Origin of the sequence: Mesorhizobium sp. LCM 4577 (assembly GCF_001854795.2) — a bacterium.
In the GTDB taxonomy this organism is placed as follows: Bacteria; Pseudomonadota; Alphaproteobacteria; order Rhizobiales; family Rhizobiaceae; genus Mesorhizobium; species Mesorhizobium plurifarium.
Genome location: NZ_MDDU01000004.1, coordinates 124,718 through 141,312, shown reverse-complemented (window position 1 = coordinate 141,312; position 16,595 = coordinate 124,718). Strand labels below are relative to the sequence as shown.

The window sequence follows — 16,595 nt, the reverse complement described above, 5'->3', positions numbered from 1 at the left end:
TTTTGATTTTACGCATGTCTTCATCCCGGTTCCCACTTTCGGGAGACATGCTTTAGCCTCCCAATTGGCTGGCGCGCCGTTCGGCTGGCCGGCCAAATTTCTTCTCGCCTCGTTTCTCGTTGCCTGATTTCTGATCGCTTGACGCGGAGAGCGCGGGGCATAGTTGCTGTCCTGATCTCATCGTAGACGGGCCGAGACAACTGATGAAGAAGCCATATCGAAAACCGACACTTGCCAGACGCGACAGGCTTTCTGCGGTGACCGCAGCGGCGCCATCCTCTGGCTTCTCGTTCTGAGATCCTAAGCTGATATTCGACGAACGCGCCGCCGGTCGAAGCGGTCCCAGGCAAGCAGGCTTAACCGCTGGAAACTGAGTCTGGCCAGGAGCGGGCGGTACACTGCGCAGGTGCCCGCCCGTCCGGCGCCGCCGCCAAGCTGCTGAAACCCCGTCCGTCCCCAACAGCAACGGTCATGGCGTGACCAGTGGTTGCGCAGTGCCATTGGGGCGGTGTCCTGTCAACGCTGCCGGCATGTGGCCTGGAAGCACTTTTTTAGCCGCCTTTTCGCGCCCGAAGCACGGTTTAAAGCCATGGCGGAGCGACGCCCAAGGGCCGCGAAATGGCGGAATTCCGGGCTTTTCCAGCGGCCGGCGGGCCGCACTGCACATATATGCTTATCCGCTTGAATAAGCAGATTTTTCGCTGGCCGGCTTGTTCCTTCGACCCCGACTTTTTTTGGGCGCAATTCGGCAGCGCAGCATCGGCGCCCGGCGACGACGGGTTTCGCTCGAAAGCGACATCCGGCGCATCTGTGAGCCGTTTCATGATCCGCTCATGAAAGACGTGATAGAATGTCGCCAGCGAATGGGGGAAGTTGCGATGACCAATCGGTTGTTCGAGGTTCTTGCCAGACGGCGGTCATGGCTGGATCGGGTCGCATTGGGGCTGCTTGTCTTCCTGGCAACCTTGGTCGCAGCGCTGATGGGCGGCGCCGGCGCCTAAGGCATGTCGCCCAAAAGTGCGCAGCGGTTTTTGGGGGAAACGACATGCATCAAAACAAAGGCTAAAGCGCGTCGACGGAATCCGTTCAGCGCGACGCGCCTAAAGTGCCGGGGAGCAAAAGCGGCCGGCCTATTTCCTTTGTCCAATTGCTCTGAACTCGAAGATCGCGGGCCTGAGCCTCGCGGGCCGCGGCCGCTCGGTGAGGTCGACGACACGGACCCACCTGTCGGTGCCGGCACGCAAGGTGACTTTCTGGCCAAGCGCCTTCTCAGCCGCTTCGAAAGGTGTCTTGGCCTCGGCCGAATGGATCGCGACGACGGCTTCGCCGTCTATCTCAGCGCAAGATCTGATCGTCGTGCCGGGCGAGCCAATTGGGGTTCAGCCGTGGCAGAGGGTGCACCGTAGCCCCGCAGGCCGGTTCCGTTGCAGGCCTGACAGGAAGCCCGTTGACCCGGGCAATTGTCGCGCAATGCGCCAGAGGAACAGCACATGCCGTTCGACGCGACCTGCTTCTCGCACTCGAACACCTTGCCGGCGCCCAGGCACCGGGGGCAGGCGAACTTCCTGAATTCGCTCAAAGAGAGCCTCCGGCCGTTTCACAGGCGCCCGGCAACGCGCTGACCGTGCCGCGGGTTCCACGACAGACACGGTTTTTCTGCGTACATCAATATACATTGGTGATTGCTAATATTATACCGATATCGCGCTGAAGCGCGGTTGGTTCGGTGGTGTTGCGGCGCGTATCAGGGCATGGGCTTCTCGCCCCCGTGGAATGGGGGAGAGGAATGGCGACACACCTCCTTCACCAGCCCGCGCAGCCAGCGATGAGCCGGGTCGGCCTCGAGCCTCGGATGCCATAAGAGCGAGATCGTCAGCGCGGCGAGCTTCACCGGCAGCGTGAAGGTGAACAGCCCGCCGCGCAGGGTGCCGGTATAGCGCTCCGGCACGGTGGCGATGAGGTCGGAGCCGCGCGCCAATGCCAGCGCCTCTGCAAAGCCGCCGACCACGGTGGTGACCTTCCGAGTCAGCCCGACGAGTTCCAAGGCGTCGTCCACCGGGCCGCGGTCGAGGCCCCGACGCGAGATCAATACGTGCCGGCCGGCGGCGAAGCGGGCGGCGGTAATGCGGCCTTCGCTTAACGGATGRCCGGCGCGCACGACGCCGACGAAGCGGTCGCGGAACAGCGCCTGCGCGCGCACTTCCGGACCGGTCGAACGGCCGACCACGCCGGTCTCCAGATCGACCGCGCCTTCGCGCATCGGGCCGCTGTCCTTGTCGGGCTTGGGCACGAAGCGCAATTGCACGCCCGGCGCTTCCTCAGCCACGCGGGCCAGCAGCGCCGGGCCGAAATTCTCGACGAAACCGTCGCTGTTGCGGAGCGTGAAGCTGCGGTCGAGCCTCGCGAGGTCGAGCCGCTCGGCGGGCCGCAGCACCGCTTCCGCCTCCTTCACCAGCCGGCCGACCTCAGCGCCGAGTTCGACGGCGCGCGGCGTCGGCACCAGGCCGCGCCCGGCGCGCACCAGAAGCGGATCGCCGGTCGCCGCGCGCAGCCTCGCCAGAGCACGGCTCATCGCCGAAGGGCTGAGCTTCAGGCGCCGCGCGGCTTGGGCGACGCTGCCTTCGGCAAGCAGCACATCCAGCGTGACGAGCAGGTTGAGATCGGGTCGCAACATGGCGCGACCATAGCACGGATCTGTCAAGAAGGCATGGCGTTTGGTGCACTGATCAAGTGCAAATGTTGCGCGTTCCGCCATGATATCTGCGCGCTTATCTTCCCCGGCAAGTCTCAACCGACGGAGAAGAATCATGGCCGACATTGCCGAAACCCGCGCCGCGCCCGCACACCATTCGACGGCGGGCGCGCTGGCCAGCCTGTCGCTTGCCATGCTCGTCTCCTCGCTCGCCACCAGCATCGCCAATGTCGCGCTGCCGACGCTGAGCGTGGCCTTCGCCGCCTCCTTTGCGGCGGTGCAATGGGTGGTGCTCGCCTATCTGCTCGCCATTACCGCGTTGATTGTCAGCGTTGGGCGTCTCGGCGACCTCGTCGGCCGCCGGTTGCTGCTGATTGTAGGCTTGGCGCTGTTCGGCGTCGCCTCGTTTGCCGCGGCGCTCGCGCCATCGCTGGCGCTGCTGATTGCCGCCCGCGCCGCGCAAGGGTTGGGCGCGGCGGTGATGATGGCGCTGACGATCGCTTTCGTCGGCGAGACGGTGCCGAAGGAACGCACCGGCAGCGCCATGGGTCTGCTCGGCACCATGTCGGCGATCGGCACGGCGCTCGGGCCTTCGCTCGGCGGCGTGCTGATCGCCGCTTTCGGCTGGCGCTCGATCTTCCTCGTCAACGCCGCGCTCGGCACCCTTGCGATGCTTGCCGCCTGGCGCTTTCTGCCAGCCGGCGAAGCCACGGGCATGGTCACCGTCCGTGGCAAGGCGAGGGGACGCTTCGATATGCTTGGCACGCTGTTGCTCGCCGCCACGCTTGCGTCTTACGCGTTGTCCATGACCGTGGGGCGCGGTCATTTCGGCGGCCTGAACATGACGCTGCTCGGCGGGGCAATTGCTGGCGCGGCGCTGTTTGTTGTCGCCGAGGCCAAGGTGGAGTCGCCCCTGGTCAAGCTCGCGCTGCTGCGCGACCCGGTGCTGGCGCCCAGCCTCGCCATGAACGCGCTGGTCTCGACGGTGATGATGGCGACGCTGGTCGTCGGCCCGTTCTTCCTGTCGCGGGCGCTGGGCCTCGGCGAGGCGGCCGCGGGCGCTGTCCTGTCGATCGGCCCGGCCGTCTCGGCGCTATGCGGCGTTATTGCCGGGCGCGTCGTTGACCGTCTTGGCGCGGCGGCAATGGTGCTCGCCGGCCTGGCGATGATGGCCGCTGGCTGTGTTGCGTTGGCTTGGCTGCCAGGCCTCTTCGGCGTCGCCGGCTACTTGGCGGCGATCATCCTGCTCACGCCCGGCTACCAGCTCTTCCAGGCGGCCAACAACACGGCCGTCATGGCCGATGTCGACAAGAACGAGCGCGGCGTGGTGTCGGGCATGCTGAGCCTCTCGCGCAATCTCGGCCTCGTCACCGGCACGGCGGTGATGGGCGCGGTATTCGTCTTCGCCGTCGGCACRAAGGATGTCACAAGCGCGGCGCCAGAAGCTGTCGCGCATGGGATGGGACTGACCTTTGCCGTCGCAGCGGGGTTGGTGGCGGCGGTGATGACGATTGCATTTGCTGGCCGTTGGAGAGAGCACCGGCGCGCCTGATCTCCGCTGGTCGCCTGCGACTCTGGAACAGGATGCGGACTGGGGCGGGTGGGGGACATCGCTAACGTGTCAGAACCGGGAAGTGTGGGCAGTGTCACTGAGGTCAGTGCATGGCGGGGCTATACAACGTCTCGACAGGCGGGACGATTGGCGGGTTCTGCCAGACTGTCGAGTTGGCGTGGCAGGAAGGTCAAAGCGATGTATGGAACATGGCGGCGGCGGGAAGCTCAGCCTTCGATTCCGGAATGTGAGCTTCGCTTCATGATGAAGCTCGGGCGTCTGGAACGGGACGAGGCAATGAGATTGCTGGGGCGATATCGTGGGGACCGCGAGGCGGTCTACGCCGCGTTGAGGACCCGCGATCTGGCCAGGGAACGCAACGCGCGGCCCCACTGACCAATTCATGCTATCTCACAGCCCGAGCGTCCAGCCAGCCTCCGTTTGCGGCTTCCCGTCTGGCCGGAATGGCGCAATGAAGATGGTCGGTCGATGGGTGGCTTCGACGAAAGCGACCGCGGCCACCTCGACGGCATCGGCGGAATGGTCGACCTTGTCGAAGCGTTTCACCACGCGGTCATGAAGCATCGACAGCCTTGCCGCCCGGTGGAGATCGGCCCGCTTCTCGCCGTGCATGTCGAGGGGTGCGAACATAACCATCCCCGCAAACGGCGACGTCGAGCGTTTGTTCCAATCGACCCGGGTGGTAGCAATGCGTCGGGATGGTTTTCGAAGTTTAATGCTTCCGTGATCGCGTAATTTCGCCGTCGCTGGTGAGGTCTATCTTTGCCTGGCGGCGGTGCCCATTCCGCCTTCAGCCGGAGCCTCGGCTACCCCAACGAACCCCACCCACCGCGGCTCCGGCTTCACTCATCGCGTCGCTCAGGCTTTCATGTGCCGCAAGGCGATGGGCCTCCATTTCCAGCTCCGTCAGTTTGGATTTGATCTCATGCGGCTCCGCATGCTCGAGCCCGATCACGTCGTTGCGCGTCTGGCGAAGTGCGATGACGATCTCGTCGAGCTTGGCATGGATGGCTGCCGTGTCGCGGTAGCCCTGGATAAGGACAACGCCAGTGATGATGATGGCCGCCACCGATAACGCATAAGTCACGACATTGGTCAGGCCGAACGGCACCAGGAGCGTGCAGGCCACCATGGCAACGACCATAGCGTAGAAGCCGGGCGGGCGTGACAGGAAATCGGCGGCGCGAAAAAGAAGACGGTTAATCGCCGCCTACCCAAGCAATAACCCGGCAATCAGCACGGTGAGCAGCATCGAGGCCGGCACGGCCAGAAGCCAGCGCGCCTCCAGAACACTGTTGCGGTCGTCATTCATGTCCGTTGCTCCGGTCGGCAGCCGTGAAGCTGCGGATTCGATGCCGGCAAACGAGCGTCGAACCCCCTTCGTTCCGCCGATCGGGCGACGGTCTGAAAACCCAATCCGACTGAAGTCGGACCGTTCTGCGAAGAGGCCCGAGCGCGGCAACCAAAGCCAGGACTCCGCATTGGCAAGCGCGCCAATTTTATCGCGCCGCCGACAAGGAGCACTCATGAACCTCGAAAGACCGACGGACGATGCCGAAGACCAGCCATACGAGCCGGCCTTCTTCGCCAGCAAATACGGCCTGCCGCCACAGCTGGCCAAGACAATGATCGAGGCGAATGGCGGCGGGCGCCGCGCCTGCGACGCCGCGGCCGCAACCTATCTGAGATATGTCGCCCTTCGGCGCCGGCGGGGCGGCTGAGCCCGCTTGCCGGCCGCACCGGCTCGCTCGCATAAGAGCGGGGGTCGGGGCGCACAACCGCCCGGAACCAAAGCGGCGAACAGCGGTTTAATCCGGCGAAGGGACAATTCAGGATTGAGGAATAGAGCAATGAAAACAGTGCTTCTTGCTGCTTTGGCACTCTGTGTCGCCGCGCCCGCCGTCGCCTCGGCGGCGGAGGCCGATGTCGTGATCAGGACACATCACCGGCATTACTATCACCACCGGCCGACAGTCGTCATCAATGACGAGGGCCACCGCCTGCATCATCGCCGTCACGGCACCGTCGCCTTCTATGACAATGGCGAGCGCGCCTGGCGTCACCGCCATCACCGCCGTGACGATACGGTCGTCGTCACAAGTTCCATTCACCGGCATCATCATCGTCCGGTAGTCGTCGAGAGCGGCTCCGACTATTAAGATACCGCGTATCGTAAAAATCCGGTCCTGCACGTGGGCAATGATGCTCAAGCCGGACCGGATTTTTCATGCCGAATGGAGGTCCCGTAGTTTCTTTACGCAGCGCTTTTGAGCACGCCGGTCTGAACCAGGGCGGCCGCCGGGTTGAGGCTGTCCACCAGGCCGGTCGGAATCAGGATGGTGGCGCCGCGTTCCTTGGTCGTCTCATAGATGATGTTCATGGCGCGCAGCTGAAGCGCGGCCGGATGGTCGGCATAGGTGGTGGCGGCCTCGACGAATTTGGCTGCGACTTCCGCCTCCGCCGAACCGAGGATGACGCGAGCTTCCTTCTCGCGCTCGGCCTGCGCCTGGCGCGACATGGCGTCCTGCAGCGCGACGGGAATCGCGACGTCACGGATCTCGACCGACATCACCGTGATGCCCCATTGTGCCGTCTTGGCGCCGATGACGTCGCGCAGATGCTCATCCGCCGCCTTGCGGTTAGACAGCATCGAGGACAGCATCGAGGAGCCGATCATCTCGCGCAGCGAGGTCTGCGCCACGCGGTCGATCGCTTCGCGGTAGTTGGTGATTTCAAGCGCCGCCTGGCGCGCATCATGCACATGCCAGAAGATGACCGCATCGACATTGACCGGCACCGTATCCTTGGTCAACGCCTCCTCTGCGTTGAAGGCGGTGGTCTGGATGCGCTGGTCGATGACGGCCACGACGTTATCGAGGACGGGGACGATCATGAACAGGCCGGGGCCGCGCACGCCGAGCAGGTTGCCGGCGCGCAGCACGACGAATCTCTGCCAGGTGTTGGCCATCTTCAGCGAGGCGGCGATCAGTACCGCGATGACGAAGAAAGGCGCGCCCGCCCACGGCCCGGCCAGCGCGCCGATGCCGACGCCGACGAGCGCGAAGACGGCGGTGAGGAAAAGGGTGATCGGATTCATCAAAATGGCTCCTTGTCGCGGCCGGTTGCAGGTCGCGCGATGCCGCAACGGGCCTCGCGAGGAGCGTCGGCGGCCCGGGATGGACTGCCTGGCCGGCATCTGTGGGATCGATCACGCTTGTCGCGAGGACAATCATCGCCGGCACGGAGTTATATGGTGCGGAGCGAGAGGTTCRCCATGGGCTCAATCTCCCCCATTTTCCTGCATTTGCGAGCGGGCTTGTCGCTTCGCTAAGATGCTGAAATCGTTTTCTCCCCCTCAAGGGGAGATCGGYGCCACGCCTCAATCCGCTTCGCCCCCAGAACCCTTGCCACATTCGGCCAGCACCTTGCCGATCGCAGCACCTGAGCCTTTCAGGGGGAAGCTCGCCACGCCGTATTTATCGGCCGAGACCATCACCTCGCCCTTGCCGCGCAGGAGCGCCAGCAGCGGGTCGGCGGGGCCGGAGAGCTCGGTCGTGAAGTAGTTATACATCGCCTCGAGCTCGAGTTTTTTGGTCAGGCTCTTGCCGCCGGCCTTGAAGGTGAAATCCGCGCTAATGCCGGGCTCGAGCTGCCCGCCGGCGGCGCCCGGATCGTAGCTCAGCACCGGCTTGCCGAAACAGGCGAGCATCAGATGCGCGTCGCCCTGCCGTCCGCTGCAGACCGAAGCCATCATCACGCTGCCGCCTTCGTCCTCCTCCATCTTGGCGGACCAGGCGCAAGACGCGGCATAAGCAGGGAAGGCGACCGGCAATGCGGCGGGGAGGAAAAATGCAAGGACGAGTTCTGCCGGGATGCGTCGCATGATCCTTCTCCGCGTGGTGTTGCCGGATCATACAAAACAAAAAGCCTGGCGATAGCCTTTATGGCGGCGACACCTATAGGCTCGTTTCGCCAATCAAAGCGGAATCTGGTGCGGGCGGAGTGATCTGTCGCTCGCCCCACGCCAAATTGCGCTCACTTGGCCGGCTGGAACAGTTCCACCAGATTGCCGGAAGGATCGACAAGCAGGATCTGCGAGCCGCCCGGTCCCGTCACGATTTCATTGCGGAAGCTGAGGCCCGCTGCCCGCAGCCGGGCAACCTCCGCCGCAATATCCTCGACGATCAGGTGAATGCGGTTCCAGCCGCCGGGGCTTGGCCGCTCGCCATCGGGCATCGGCCGGCCCGCCGAACTGGTCGGACCGCTGAGGAGTAGCCGAAGCGCTCCCCTCGTGACATCTGCGAATGCTGGCGCATGGTTGGAAAGCTGCGTGAAGCCCAGATGCTTCGTGTACCAGGCTAAGGCTTCATCGACATCGTTGACCATGTAGCGGACATTTACAGTCGTGGACATAGCTTGCCTTTTGCGTGAACGGACGGGCCAGTCTAGTGGGCTTACCGCCAGGCTGCCTCGTTTTTTTGCTCATAGTCCCTGAATGCCTTGATCAGGCCGCCCAGGACCTCCGCCGACGTTTCGAACATCGCCTTCAACTGGGGTTCATCGACCTTCGTGATGTCTTCCCGCAGGTGATCCTGAATCTCCTGGAAGGCTTTCTGCATTTTCTGCGTGTGGTGCCGCGGATCGCGGTCGGCTGCGCTTGCCATCGTCCGTCTCCATGCGTGCAGTGATCCGTTGCAAACGCGGGCGAGGGACGGCGGGTTCCGTCCCCAGGCATTGTCGGCGGCGGCAGCCGCGCCACCTGTTGAGCGAACCAACCGCCGTAGAACTGCAAGGAGCCAGGCAATGACCGACGACGAGGCCGCGATCCGACAGGTGGTCGAGACATGGATGGTTGCGAGCCGCAAGGGCGATCTGGAGACCGTGCTCGCGCTGATGACGGACGACGTCGTCTTCATGGTTCCCGGAAAGGAGCCGTTCGGCAAGCAAGCCTTCGCCGCCGCCTTCGAAGGCATGGGCAAGACAAAGGTCGACGGCGTGAGCGAGATCGTCGAGCTGAAGCTTCTCGGCGACTGGGCCTATATCCGCAACCGCATCGACATGACGGCGACGCCGCCGGGCGGTGAGCCGGTGCAGCGCTCCGGCTACACGCTGACGCTGCTGCGCAAGGAGCGGGACGGGCGCTGGCGGCTGGCGCGGGATGCAAACTTGCTGGCCGGGTAGCGCGGGTTTGCCGCGATCCTCACCGCCGCCAGGGCGGCTCGGGCGACAATCGCTTGCCGATCCAGTCGGCGAAGGCGCGGGTCTTGGCGGCCTGGCCCTTGGCCGAGGGCGTGACGACATAGACCGCGCCCTCGTCGGCCAGCGTCCAGTCTTCCAGGATCGGCACCAGTCGGCCGCTGGCGAGCTCGCGTCCGACCAGCCAGTCGGTGCTCATCATTAGGCCGACGCCCTGCACGGCGGCCTCGACCAGCACCTCGGCGTCGTCGCTGACCAGCGGTCCCGAAACCTCGACGCGCACGCGCCGGCCCTGGCGGTCGGTCATCTCCCAGGCAGGAAAGGTCTGAAAGCCGGTGAAGCCGAGGCAGGAATGCTCGAGCAGCGCCTGCGGTGTCTCCGGCCTGCCCCTTCGGGCGAGGTAGGACGGGGCGGCGCAGAGAAGCCGGCGCCGCGTCGCTACCTTGCGCGCCACCAGGCGTGAATCCTCCAGGCTGCCCAGCCGGACGGCAACGTCGAAATTCTCCGCGACAAGATCGGCGAAGCGGTTGGAGAACTCTGCTTCGATGCGCAGATCCGGGAACTCGGCGAGGAACTGCGGCAGGAACGGTGCTATCCACATGCGCCCAAACGTGCCGGGCAGCGCCAGCCTGAGCAGCCCGCGCGGCCGGCCGCCGGCATGGGCGGAGGCGGCGGCTTCAGCCTCGTTGACGGAGGCCAGGATGGCGCGCACGCGGACCAGGAATTCCGCGCCCGCCTCGGTCAGCGACACGCTGCGCGTCGTGCGGTGCAACAGCCGCACCCCTAGCCGCTCCTCCAGCGATTGCAGGCGGCGCGACAGGATGGTCGCGTCGCGCCCGACTCTTGCCGCCGCCCGGGTGAAGGAACGCGCCTCGGCTACGGCCGCGAAGGCGGCCATTTCGGCAAGGGCGGCGGGTTCATGGGATTGCTGCATGATTTGCAACACTAAAATGCAAAAGCCGATAATTATCGAGCTGTAGCGCAGCAGATAGATTCACTCAACCGTCAATCGACCACATCCGGAGTGAACCCCATGAAAGCCATTGAACTCAGCCAGCCCAGGCTCGACGCCTTCCGCGCCGCAAGTGTCGCCACCCCCGAACCGCAGCGCGGCGAGGTGCTGATCCGCCAACGCGCAGCGAGCCTGAATTTCGTCGATATCGCTGTGGCGAGCGGCAACTATCCCGGACCGGTTTTCCCGCTCATACCCGTGGCCGACGGCGCCGGCGAGATCGTCGCGCTCGGCGAGGGCGTCACTCGGTTCGCTGTCGGCGACCGCGTTCTCGCCCATGCCAAGCCGCGCTGGATCGGCGGGCGGCCGCGCCCCTTTGAGATGACGCAGATGCGCGGCATCTCGCTGCCCGGATCGCTCGCCGAATATGTCGCGCTGCCGGCCAATTCGGTCGTGCCGGTGCCGGCCCATCTTTCCTTCGAGGCGGCCTCGACGCTGCCCATCGCCGGCACCACCGCCTGGAACGCGATCCGCGCCGCCGATGTCGGGCCGGGATCGGTCGTCGTGCTGCTCGGCACCGGCGGGGTTTCGATCTTCACGCTGCAACTCGCCAAGGCGGCCGGCGCCACCGTGATCATCACCTCGTCTTCGGACGAGAAGCTGGAGCGGGCCAAGGCGCTCGGCGCCGATCACCTGATCAACTACCGCTCGACGCCGGACTGGGACGGCAAGGTGCTGGAATTGACCGATGGCCTCGGCGCCGACCTTATCGTCGAGACCGGCGGCACCGCCACCTTTGCCCGAGCGGTCAACGCCACCGCCCCCGGCGGCACGCTGTTCACCATCGGCTTCRTCACCGGCCCCGAGGCAACGGTCAACCTGCTGCCGATTATCATCAAGGCGCTGAAGGTGGTGGGCAACAACACCGGATCGGTGTCCGACCTGCGCGACGCCGCCCGCGCCATTGGCGCCGCCCAGATCGAGCCGGTAGTCGACAAGGTGTTTTCGCAAGAAGAGGCGACGGAAGCGTATACCCACATGGCCGCCGGCGGCCTGCATTTCGGCAAGCTGGTGTTCGGGCTGGATTGGTAGGAAGGGCAGACGTCGCAAGACGTAGTTTCCTCGCCCCCACGAAGTGGGGGAGAGGTGGCTCGGCGAAGCCGAGACGGAGAGGGGGAGCGCCCTACGAAGGCCCCCTCTCCGCCGCTTCGCTGACATCTCTCCCCGCCTTCGGCGGAGGCGAGGAACCCAAGCCTTAGGACGCCGGCGGGACAGCGCCCCCCTCTGGCCTGCCGGCCATCTCCCCCACAAGGGGGGAGATTACGCGCTCAGCCGACAGTGCTCCCTAAATCAGCTTCTCCAAGGTAATCGGCAGATCCCGCACCCGCTTCCCCGTCGCGTGGAACACCGCGTTGGCGATCGCCGGCGCAACCCCGACGATGCCGAGTTCGCCAACGCCCTTGCCGCCGAGGGCGGAGGAGTGCGGGTCGGGGATGCCGACCGAGATCGTCTGGATGTCGGGAATGTCGGCATTGGTCGGCAGCATATAATCGGCGAAATTGCCGTTGACGATGCGGCCATGGCGGCGGTCGACGATGCCTTCCTCGAGCAGCGCCTGGCCGATGYCCATGATGATGCCGCCCTTCCACTGGCTCTCCGCCAGCTTGGGGTTGTAGAGCCGGCCCGAATCCAGCGYCGAGATGACGCGCGACACGCGCACCGTGCCGAAGTCCTCGTCGACGCGCACCTCGACGAAATGCGCGCACCAGGAATGGCGTGAATAGTCGCCCTCGGTGTGTGGGATCGACTTGGCGATGGTCGTATAGTTCGCGTAGCGCTCCTCCGGGGTCGTGCTGGCCGGCAGCGTGTCGCCCTTGGCCTCGATCCGCTCGCGGCCGACGACGCTCATGAGTTCGGCGATCGACAGCTCTGGCCCTTCGCCGCGCGGCGATGCGATGCGGCCGTCCTTCACGACAAGCGTGTTCGCCTGCAGCCGATGGAACGGCGAGCGCGGGTCGGAAAGCGCCAGCCCGATCAGCTCGTCCAGCGCCTGGCCCGCCGCCTTGTGGACGGCGCCTGTCATGACGCCGGCCAGCCGCGAGCCGCCGGTGACGCCGGCACGGGCGAAGTGGGAATCCCCCAGCTTCACCGACACTTGGCTAACCGGCACGCCGAGCGTCTCGGCGGCGGTCTGCGCCAGGATCGTGTAGGTGCCCTGGCCCATGTCGATGGAGGAGCTTTCGACCTCGACCGAACCGTCGGCGAGGATATTCACCACCGCCTCGCCATGCGCGCGCCGCACCGGATAAGTGCCTGCGGCGACGCCCCAGCCGATGAGCTGGCGGTCCTCGCGCATCGAACGCGGCGCATTGCTGCGCTTCGCCCAGCCGAAGGCCTCTGCGCCGGCGGCAAAGGCCTCGCGCAACTGGCGCGTCGACCACGCCTTCTTCGCGTGCGGGTCCTGTTCGGCATAGTTGATCAGCCGCATCTCCAGCGGATCCAGCCCAAGCTCATAAGCGAGCTCGTCGATGGCGCATTCGATACCGAAGGCGCTCGGGTTCTCGCCCGGCGCGCGCTTGGCGCCCGGCACCACCGTGTTGACCCGCACCACATTCTGCTTCGAGGAGAAGTTGGGCGTGGCGTACATGATCGAGGTGACGGAGCCGAGCGGCTCGACCCACATGCCGTCGACGGCCGTCTCATTGACGCCGCGATGCACGATCGACTGGATCTTGCCGTCCCTGTCGGCACCGATCGCCACTGTTTGTCTCGTCGCCGCGCGGCCGCCATAGGACGTGAAATTCTGCGGGCGGTTGAGCACCAGCTTCACCGGCCGTCCGAGCATCCTGGCTGCCGCCGCCGCCACCGCGCTGTGGGCGAGGGCGAGCGCCTTGGAGCCAAAACCGCCGCCGATATAGGGCGAGACCAGCCGCACATTCTCGAACGGCACACTGAACCATTCGGCATAGGTGCGCGCCATGCCATCGAGCCATTGGCTGGGCTCCCAGATGGTCAGTTCGTCGCCTTCCCAGCGCGCGATCAGCCCATGCGGCTCCATCGCCGCCTGGAACTCACGCGGCGTGTTGTAGGCCGCGCAGATGCGCACGGGTGCCGCGGCGAAGGCGGCTTGCGCGTCGCCCCATTCCTTGGTCATGGCGTCTATCGGGATGCCGTCGCCGGCCTTGCCGTCGCTCAAGTCGACGATGGCAGGCGTCTCGTCGTACCAGACCTTGACGAGTGCGGCAGCCGCCACCGCCTGCTCGAAGGTCTCGGCCACCACCGCCGCGACATGCTGGCCGGAAAAAGTGACCTCGCGGGCGAGAGGGCAGTAGGTCGACAGCGCCGGCGGGTTGCCGAACCAGTCCGACGCCCCCTTCAGCGCCATGATGGTGTCGGGCGTCAGCACGGCAAGCACGCCCGGCGCGGTCTCTGCCGCGCGCGTGTCGATCGCCGTCACCTTGCCTGCGGCGATGGTTGCGCCGACCAGCACCGCATGCGTCAACCCTTCGAGCTGCTGCTCGAAGGCGTAATGCGCCGCGCCGGTGATCTTGGCGGGGCCGTCGACGCGCGACAGGCGTCCGCCGACCGCTTCGAGGCGCGCGCTGTCCGACGCTGCGTGTTTCATGTCATGAACGGTCATGCCGTCTCTCCCAATTTGAGGATGGCGCGCGCGATCACGCGCGGCGCCAATGCGATCTTGTAGTGGTTGGCGCCATGGTCGACGGCGCCTTCCATGGCGAGCTCGCTCGCCTCGCGGATCGTCGCTTCGTCAAGCGCTTTACCCTTCAGCGCGTCCTCGACGGCGCGCGCCCGCCACGGCTTCGTCGCGACGCCGCCGAGCGCGACGCGGATGTCGCGGACGGTGCGGCCGTCGCCTTCGAGCTCCAGCCCGACCGCTGCGCTTGCCGCCGCGAATTCGTAGGATTGACGGTCGCGGGCTTTCAGATAGGTCGAGCGCCTGGCCGCGGCCGAGCCGGGGATTTCGATGGCCGTGATCACCTCGCCGGGGCGGATATCGTGCTCCTGTTCGGCCGTCGCGCCGGGCGCGAGGAAGAAGTCCTCGACCTTGAGCTTGCGCTCGCCGAGATCGACCTCGGCGTCGAAGGCGACGAGCGCGACGGCGAGATCGCCCGGATAGGTGGCGATGCAGGCCTCGCTGGTGCCAAGCACCGCATGGCCGCGCGTCACGCCGCCGATCGCCGAGCAGCCGCTGCCGGGCGAGCGCTTGTTGCAGGCCGGGAAATTGGTGGGATCGCGGAAATAGGGGCAGCGCGTGCGCTGCATCAGGTTGCCGCCGATGGTCGCCATGTTGCGCAATTGCGCCGACGCAGCCTGCCAAAGCGCTTCCGAGACCGCCGGAAACAAGCTCTTCACTTCGGCATGGTCGGCGACATGGCTCATCTTCGCGAGCGCGCCGATCAGGGCGCGGTCGGCGGTAACATCGACGGCGTTCAGCCCTTCGATGTGGCTGATGTCGATGACGGTGGCGGGTTCGGCGACGCCGCATTTGGCGAGGTCGATCAGCGTCGTGCCGCCGGCAAGAAGCATGGCGCCGGGAAGGGCGGCGGCGTTGCGCGCGGCCTCGATGCTATCGGCGCGAAGGTAGGAAAAATCTCTCATGGGCGTAGCTCCTGGGCGGCCTGGCGGACGGCGGCGACGATGTGCGGATAGGCGCCGCAGCGGCACAGGTTCCCGGCCATGTATTCGCGGATTTCCTCGTCGGAGCCGGCATGGCCTTCGCGGATGCAGGCCACCGCCGACATGATCTGTCCCGGCGTGCAGTAGCCGCACTGGAAGGCATCCTGCTCGAGGAAGGCGGCTTGCACGGCGTGCAGCGTGCCGTCCTCGTCGGCGAGCCCCTCGATGGTCGTGATCGAGCGGCCCTCGACCTGGGCGGCCAGCGTCAGGCAGGCGAGYACGCGCTCGCCGTCGACATGGACGGTGCAGGCGCCGCACTGGCCCTGGTCGCAGCCCTTCTTGGTGCCGGTCAGCGCAAGCCGCTCGCGCAGCGCGTCGAGCAGAGTCACGCGCGGCTCGATCTCGAGCGCATGGTCGCGGCCGTTGATGGTGAGATGGAGGGAAAGGGTGGTGGGGCTGGGGGTTAAGCCGTTGGTGGCAACGCCATTCCTGAAATGGCCGTCTTCGGGAGGATCGATGATGGTCTGGCCTGTGTGGATTTCACTTGTCATGGGGCGTCGGGCTCCGATTGCTGGACGCTAGGATGGAAATGGAACTTGCGAGGAGAGGGGCAAGGCGTGGGGACAGCTAATCGCCCGCGCTTGGGGGGAGATCACGTTCTCATCAGCACGTGACATACCGCTTTCCTTGGTTATATGATAAAGCACTCCACTAAAGCGGAGGTGCCTCCGTTTGTTTAGTTGGGGTCTGGCCAGCCATGGTTCAACCCCCCATATCGTGTTGGTGGAGAAAAAAGTGCCCGAGCCCGAAATGACCACTGAAGCGACGCGTGACGCGCCGGCCCAAAGGCCGTTGCGCGCGGACGCGCAGCGCAACCGCGACAGGCTGGTCGAAGTGGCGGCGCAAATGTTTGCGAGCGACGGCGTCGATGCCTCCCTGGAGGAGATCGCCAGGCGGGCAGGGGTCGGCATCGGCACGCTCTACCGCCATTTTCCGACGCGCGAGCATCTGGTCGAAGTGGTCTACCGTCGCGAGGTGGAAGGGCTCTGCCATGCGGCCGAGGAGCTCGCCAACGAGCACCCGGCCGATGTCGCGCTGGAACTCTGGATGCAGCGCTTCGTCGACTACATCGCCACCAAGCGAGGCCTTGCCACCAGCCTGCGGGTCCTGCTCACCACCAACTCGACGCTGTTCTCCGACACCTCCGGCCGCGTCTCGGGCGCCATGCGCGGCCTTATCGAGGCGGCCGCCGCCTCAGGGAAGATCCGCGCCGATGTCGATGCCTCCGATGTGATGCACGCGCTGGGCGGCATCTACTCCGCGCCCAACACGCCCGACTGGCGCGAGCGTTCGGGACGGCTGGTGAAGCTCTTGATGGACGGGCTGCGGTTCGGGGCGAGAGGCTGAGGCGCCGAAGCTGCCGATCTCCGCCTTGCAGGGAGATGGCCGGCAGGCCAGAGGGGGTGCTGTTCCGCCAACATCTCCCGACTGGCATTCCTCGCCCTGCGGCCTACATAGTCGGCACCACCTCCCTCCCAAAAGGA

The 16,595-nt window shown here is 65.7% G+C and carries 18 protein-coding genes; 7 read left to right on the top strand and 11 right to left on the bottom strand.

Annotated elements, in window-relative coordinates:
- Positions 1-878: 878 nt before the first annotated feature.
- A complete protein-coding gene (locus tag LCM4577_RS09145; protein ID WP_274535000.1) occupies positions 879-1,001 on the top strand; it encodes a hypothetical protein in 123 nt (40 codons plus the stop codon).
- Positions 1,002-1,744: 743 nt separating this feature from the next.
- Here LCM4577_RS09145 and LCM4577_RS09140 read toward each other — a convergent pair.
- Entirely contained in the window at positions 1,745-2,674 is a 930-nt protein-coding gene (locus LCM4577_RS09140; RefSeq protein WP_071070944.1) for a LysR family transcriptional regulator, read from the bottom strand.
- Between the two features lie 133 nt (positions 2,675-2,807).
- On the opposite strand from LCM4577_RS09140, the gene LCM4577_RS09135 reads away from it, so the two are divergent.
- Positions 2,808-4,244 (top strand): MFS transporter, encoded by a 1,437-nt coding sequence (locus LCM4577_RS09135; protein ID WP_071070845.1) that lies wholly within the window; start codon positions 2,808-2,810, stop codon positions 4,242-4,244.
- Positions 4,245-4,655: 411 nt separating this feature from the next.
- On the opposite strand, the gene LCM4577_RS09130 is transcribed toward LCM4577_RS09135, so the two are convergent.
- Together LCM4577_RS09130 and LCM4577_RS09125 are read right to left on the bottom strand one after the other, a co-directional pair.
- Positions 4,656-4,895, bottom strand: coding sequence for a hypothetical protein (locus LCM4577_RS09130; RefSeq protein WP_071030875.1), 240 nt, complete (start codon positions 4,893-4,895; stop codon positions 4,656-4,658).
- A gap of 160 nt (positions 4,896-5,055) precedes the next feature.
- On the bottom strand, positions 5,056-5,469 hold the full coding sequence (locus LCM4577_RS09125) for a low affinity iron permease family protein (RefSeq protein WP_071030876.1): 414 nt from the start codon (positions 5,467-5,469) through the stop codon (positions 5,056-5,058).
- A 322-nt stretch (positions 5,470-5,791) separates the two neighbouring features.
- On the opposite strand from LCM4577_RS09125, the gene LCM4577_RS09120 reads away from it, so the two are divergent.
- Both LCM4577_RS09120 and LCM4577_RS09115 read left to right on the top strand, forming a co-directional pair.
- Complete coding sequence (locus tag LCM4577_RS09120; RefSeq protein ID WP_040980570.1) at positions 5,792-5,986, top strand: hypothetical protein; 195 nt, start codon at positions 5,792-5,794, stop codon at positions 5,984-5,986.
- A 129-nt stretch (positions 5,987-6,115) separates the two neighbouring features.
- A complete protein-coding gene (locus LCM4577_RS09115) occupies positions 6,116-6,424 on the top strand; it encodes a hypothetical protein (RefSeq protein ID WP_082037044.1) in 309 nt (102 codons plus the stop codon).
- Positions 6,425-6,519: 95 nt separating this feature from the next.
- Here the strand turns inward: LCM4577_RS09115 and LCM4577_RS09110 are convergent, their stop codons facing one another.
- The 4 genes from LCM4577_RS09110 to LCM4577_RS09095 all read right to left on the bottom strand — a co-directional run bounded on the left by LCM4577_RS09110 (position 6,520) and on the right by LCM4577_RS09095 (position 8,929).
- Positions 6,520-7,362: a slipin family protein gene (locus LCM4577_RS09110; RefSeq protein ID WP_071070841.1), complete on the bottom strand. Its 843-nt coding sequence runs from the start codon at positions 7,360-7,362 to the stop codon at positions 6,520-6,522.
- Positions 7,363-7,644: 282 nt separating this feature from the next.
- Entirely contained in the window at positions 7,645-8,148 is a 504-nt protein-coding gene (locus LCM4577_RS09105; RefSeq protein WP_244508261.1) for a hypothetical protein, read from the bottom strand.
- Positions 8,149-8,300: 152 nt separating this feature from the next.
- Complete coding sequence (locus LCM4577_RS09100) at positions 8,301-8,678, bottom strand: VOC family protein (protein WP_040980576.1); 378 nt, start codon at positions 8,676-8,678, stop codon at positions 8,301-8,303.
- A gap of 41 nt (positions 8,679-8,719) precedes the next feature.
- Positions 8,720-8,929 carry a hypothetical protein gene (locus LCM4577_RS09095; protein ID WP_040980578.1) on the bottom strand — a complete coding sequence of 70 codons (210 nt, stop codon included), beginning with the start codon at positions 8,927-8,929 and terminating at the stop codon, positions 8,720-8,722.
- A 139-nt stretch (positions 8,930-9,068) separates the two neighbouring features.
- Here LCM4577_RS09095 and LCM4577_RS09090 point away from each other — a divergent pair, with 139 nt between their 5' ends.
- The gene (locus tag LCM4577_RS09090) at positions 9,069-9,446 is read left to right on the top strand and encodes an SgcJ/EcaC family oxidoreductase (RefSeq protein ID WP_041009434.1); all 378 of its coding nucleotides are present in this window, start codon (positions 9,069-9,071) and stop codon (positions 9,444-9,446) included.
- Positions 9,447-9,465: 19 nt separating this feature from the next.
- Here LCM4577_RS09090 and LCM4577_RS09085 read toward each other — a convergent pair whose 3' ends face one another.
- Positions 9,466-10,395, bottom strand: a complete 930-nt coding sequence (locus LCM4577_RS09085) for a LysR family transcriptional regulator (RefSeq protein WP_071030881.1) — start codon at positions 10,393-10,395, stop codon at positions 9,466-9,468.
- A 99-nt stretch (positions 10,396-10,494) separates the two neighbouring features.
- On the opposite strand from LCM4577_RS09085, the gene LCM4577_RS09080 reads away from it, so the two are divergent.
- Positions 10,495-11,505: an NAD(P)-dependent alcohol dehydrogenase gene (locus LCM4577_RS09080; protein WP_071070839.1), complete on the top strand. Its 1,011-nt coding sequence runs from the start codon at positions 10,495-10,497 to the stop codon at positions 11,503-11,505.
- A 253-nt stretch (positions 11,506-11,758) separates the two neighbouring features.
- Here the strand turns inward: LCM4577_RS09080 and LCM4577_RS09075 are convergent, their stop codons facing one another.
- The 3 genes from LCM4577_RS09075 to LCM4577_RS09065 are packed head-to-tail and all read right to left on the bottom strand — an operon-like array spanning position 11,759 to position 15,479.
- On the bottom strand, positions 11,759-14,053 hold the full coding sequence (locus tag LCM4577_RS09075) for a xanthine dehydrogenase family protein molybdopterin-binding subunit (protein WP_071070837.1): 2,295 nt from the start codon (positions 14,051-14,053) through the stop codon (positions 11,759-11,761).
- Positions 14,050-15,033, bottom strand: coding sequence for a xanthine dehydrogenase family protein subunit M (locus tag LCM4577_RS09070; RefSeq protein WP_071070835.1), 984 nt, complete (start codon positions 15,031-15,033; stop codon positions 14,050-14,052). The genes LCM4577_RS09075 and LCM4577_RS09070 overlap by 4 nt, the downstream gene beginning before the upstream one ends.
- Entirely contained in the window at positions 15,030-15,479 is a 450-nt protein-coding gene (locus LCM4577_RS09065; RefSeq protein WP_040981012.1) for a (2Fe-2S)-binding protein, read from the bottom strand. The genes LCM4577_RS09070 and LCM4577_RS09065 overlap by 4 nt, the downstream gene beginning before the upstream one ends.
- A gap of 382 nt (positions 15,480-15,861) precedes the next feature.
- On the opposite strand from LCM4577_RS09065, the gene LCM4577_RS09060 reads away from it, so the two are divergent.
- Positions 15,862-16,458 (top strand): TetR/AcrR family transcriptional regulator, encoded by a 597-nt coding sequence (locus LCM4577_RS09060; protein WP_040980590.1) that lies wholly within the window; start codon positions 15,862-15,864, stop codon positions 16,456-16,458.
- The last annotated feature ends 137 nt before the right edge of the window (positions 16,459-16,595 follow it).

What these genes read in the sequence shown, in the direction of transcription:
- LCM4577_RS09070 (WP_071070835.1), bottom strand. Translation starts at nt 15,033, where the DNA reads ATGAGAGATTTTTCCTACCTTCGCGCCGATAGCATCGAGGCCGCGCGC.
- LCM4577_RS09100 (WP_040980576.1), bottom strand. Translation starts at nt 8,678, where the DNA reads ATGTCCACGACTGTAAATGTCCGCTACATGGTCAACGATGTCGATGAA.
- LCM4577_RS09060 (WP_040980590.1), top strand. Translation starts at nt 15,862, where the DNA reads ATGACCACTGAAGCGACGCGTGACGCGCCGGCCCAAAGGCCGTTGCGC.
- LCM4577_RS09120 (WP_040980570.1), top strand. Translation starts at nt 5,792, where the DNA reads ATGAACCTCGAAAGACCGACGGACGATGCCGAAGACCAGCCATACGAG.
- LCM4577_RS09130 (WP_071030875.1), bottom strand. Translation starts at nt 4,895, where the DNA reads ATGTTCGCACCCCTCGACATGCACGGCGAGAAGCGGGCCGATCTCCAC.
- LCM4577_RS09105 (WP_244508261.1), bottom strand. Translation starts at nt 8,148, where the DNA reads ATGCGACGCATCCCGGCAGAACTCGTCCTTGCATTTTTCCTCCCCGCC.
- LCM4577_RS09110 (WP_071070841.1), bottom strand. Translation starts at nt 7,362, where the DNA reads ATGAATCCGATCACCCTTTTCCTCACCGCCGTCTTCGCGCTCGTCGGC.
- LCM4577_RS09115 (WP_082037044.1), top strand. Translation starts at nt 6,116, where the DNA reads ATGAAAACAGTGCTTCTTGCTGCTTTGGCACTCTGTGTCGCCGCGCCC.
- LCM4577_RS09085 (WP_071030881.1), bottom strand. Translation starts at nt 10,395, where the DNA reads ATGCAGCAATCCCATGAACCCGCCGCCCTTGCCGAAATGGCCGCCTTC.
- LCM4577_RS09145 (WP_274535000.1), top strand. Translation starts at nt 879, where the DNA reads ATGACCAATCGGTTGTTCGAGGTTCTTGCCAGACGGCGGTCATGGCTG.
- LCM4577_RS09095 (WP_040980578.1), bottom strand. Translation starts at nt 8,929, where the DNA reads ATGGCAAGCGCAGCCGACCGCGATCCGCGGCACCACACGCAGAAAATG.
- LCM4577_RS09090 (WP_041009434.1), top strand. Translation starts at nt 9,069, where the DNA reads ATGACCGACGACGAGGCCGCGATCCGACAGGTGGTCGAGACATGGATG.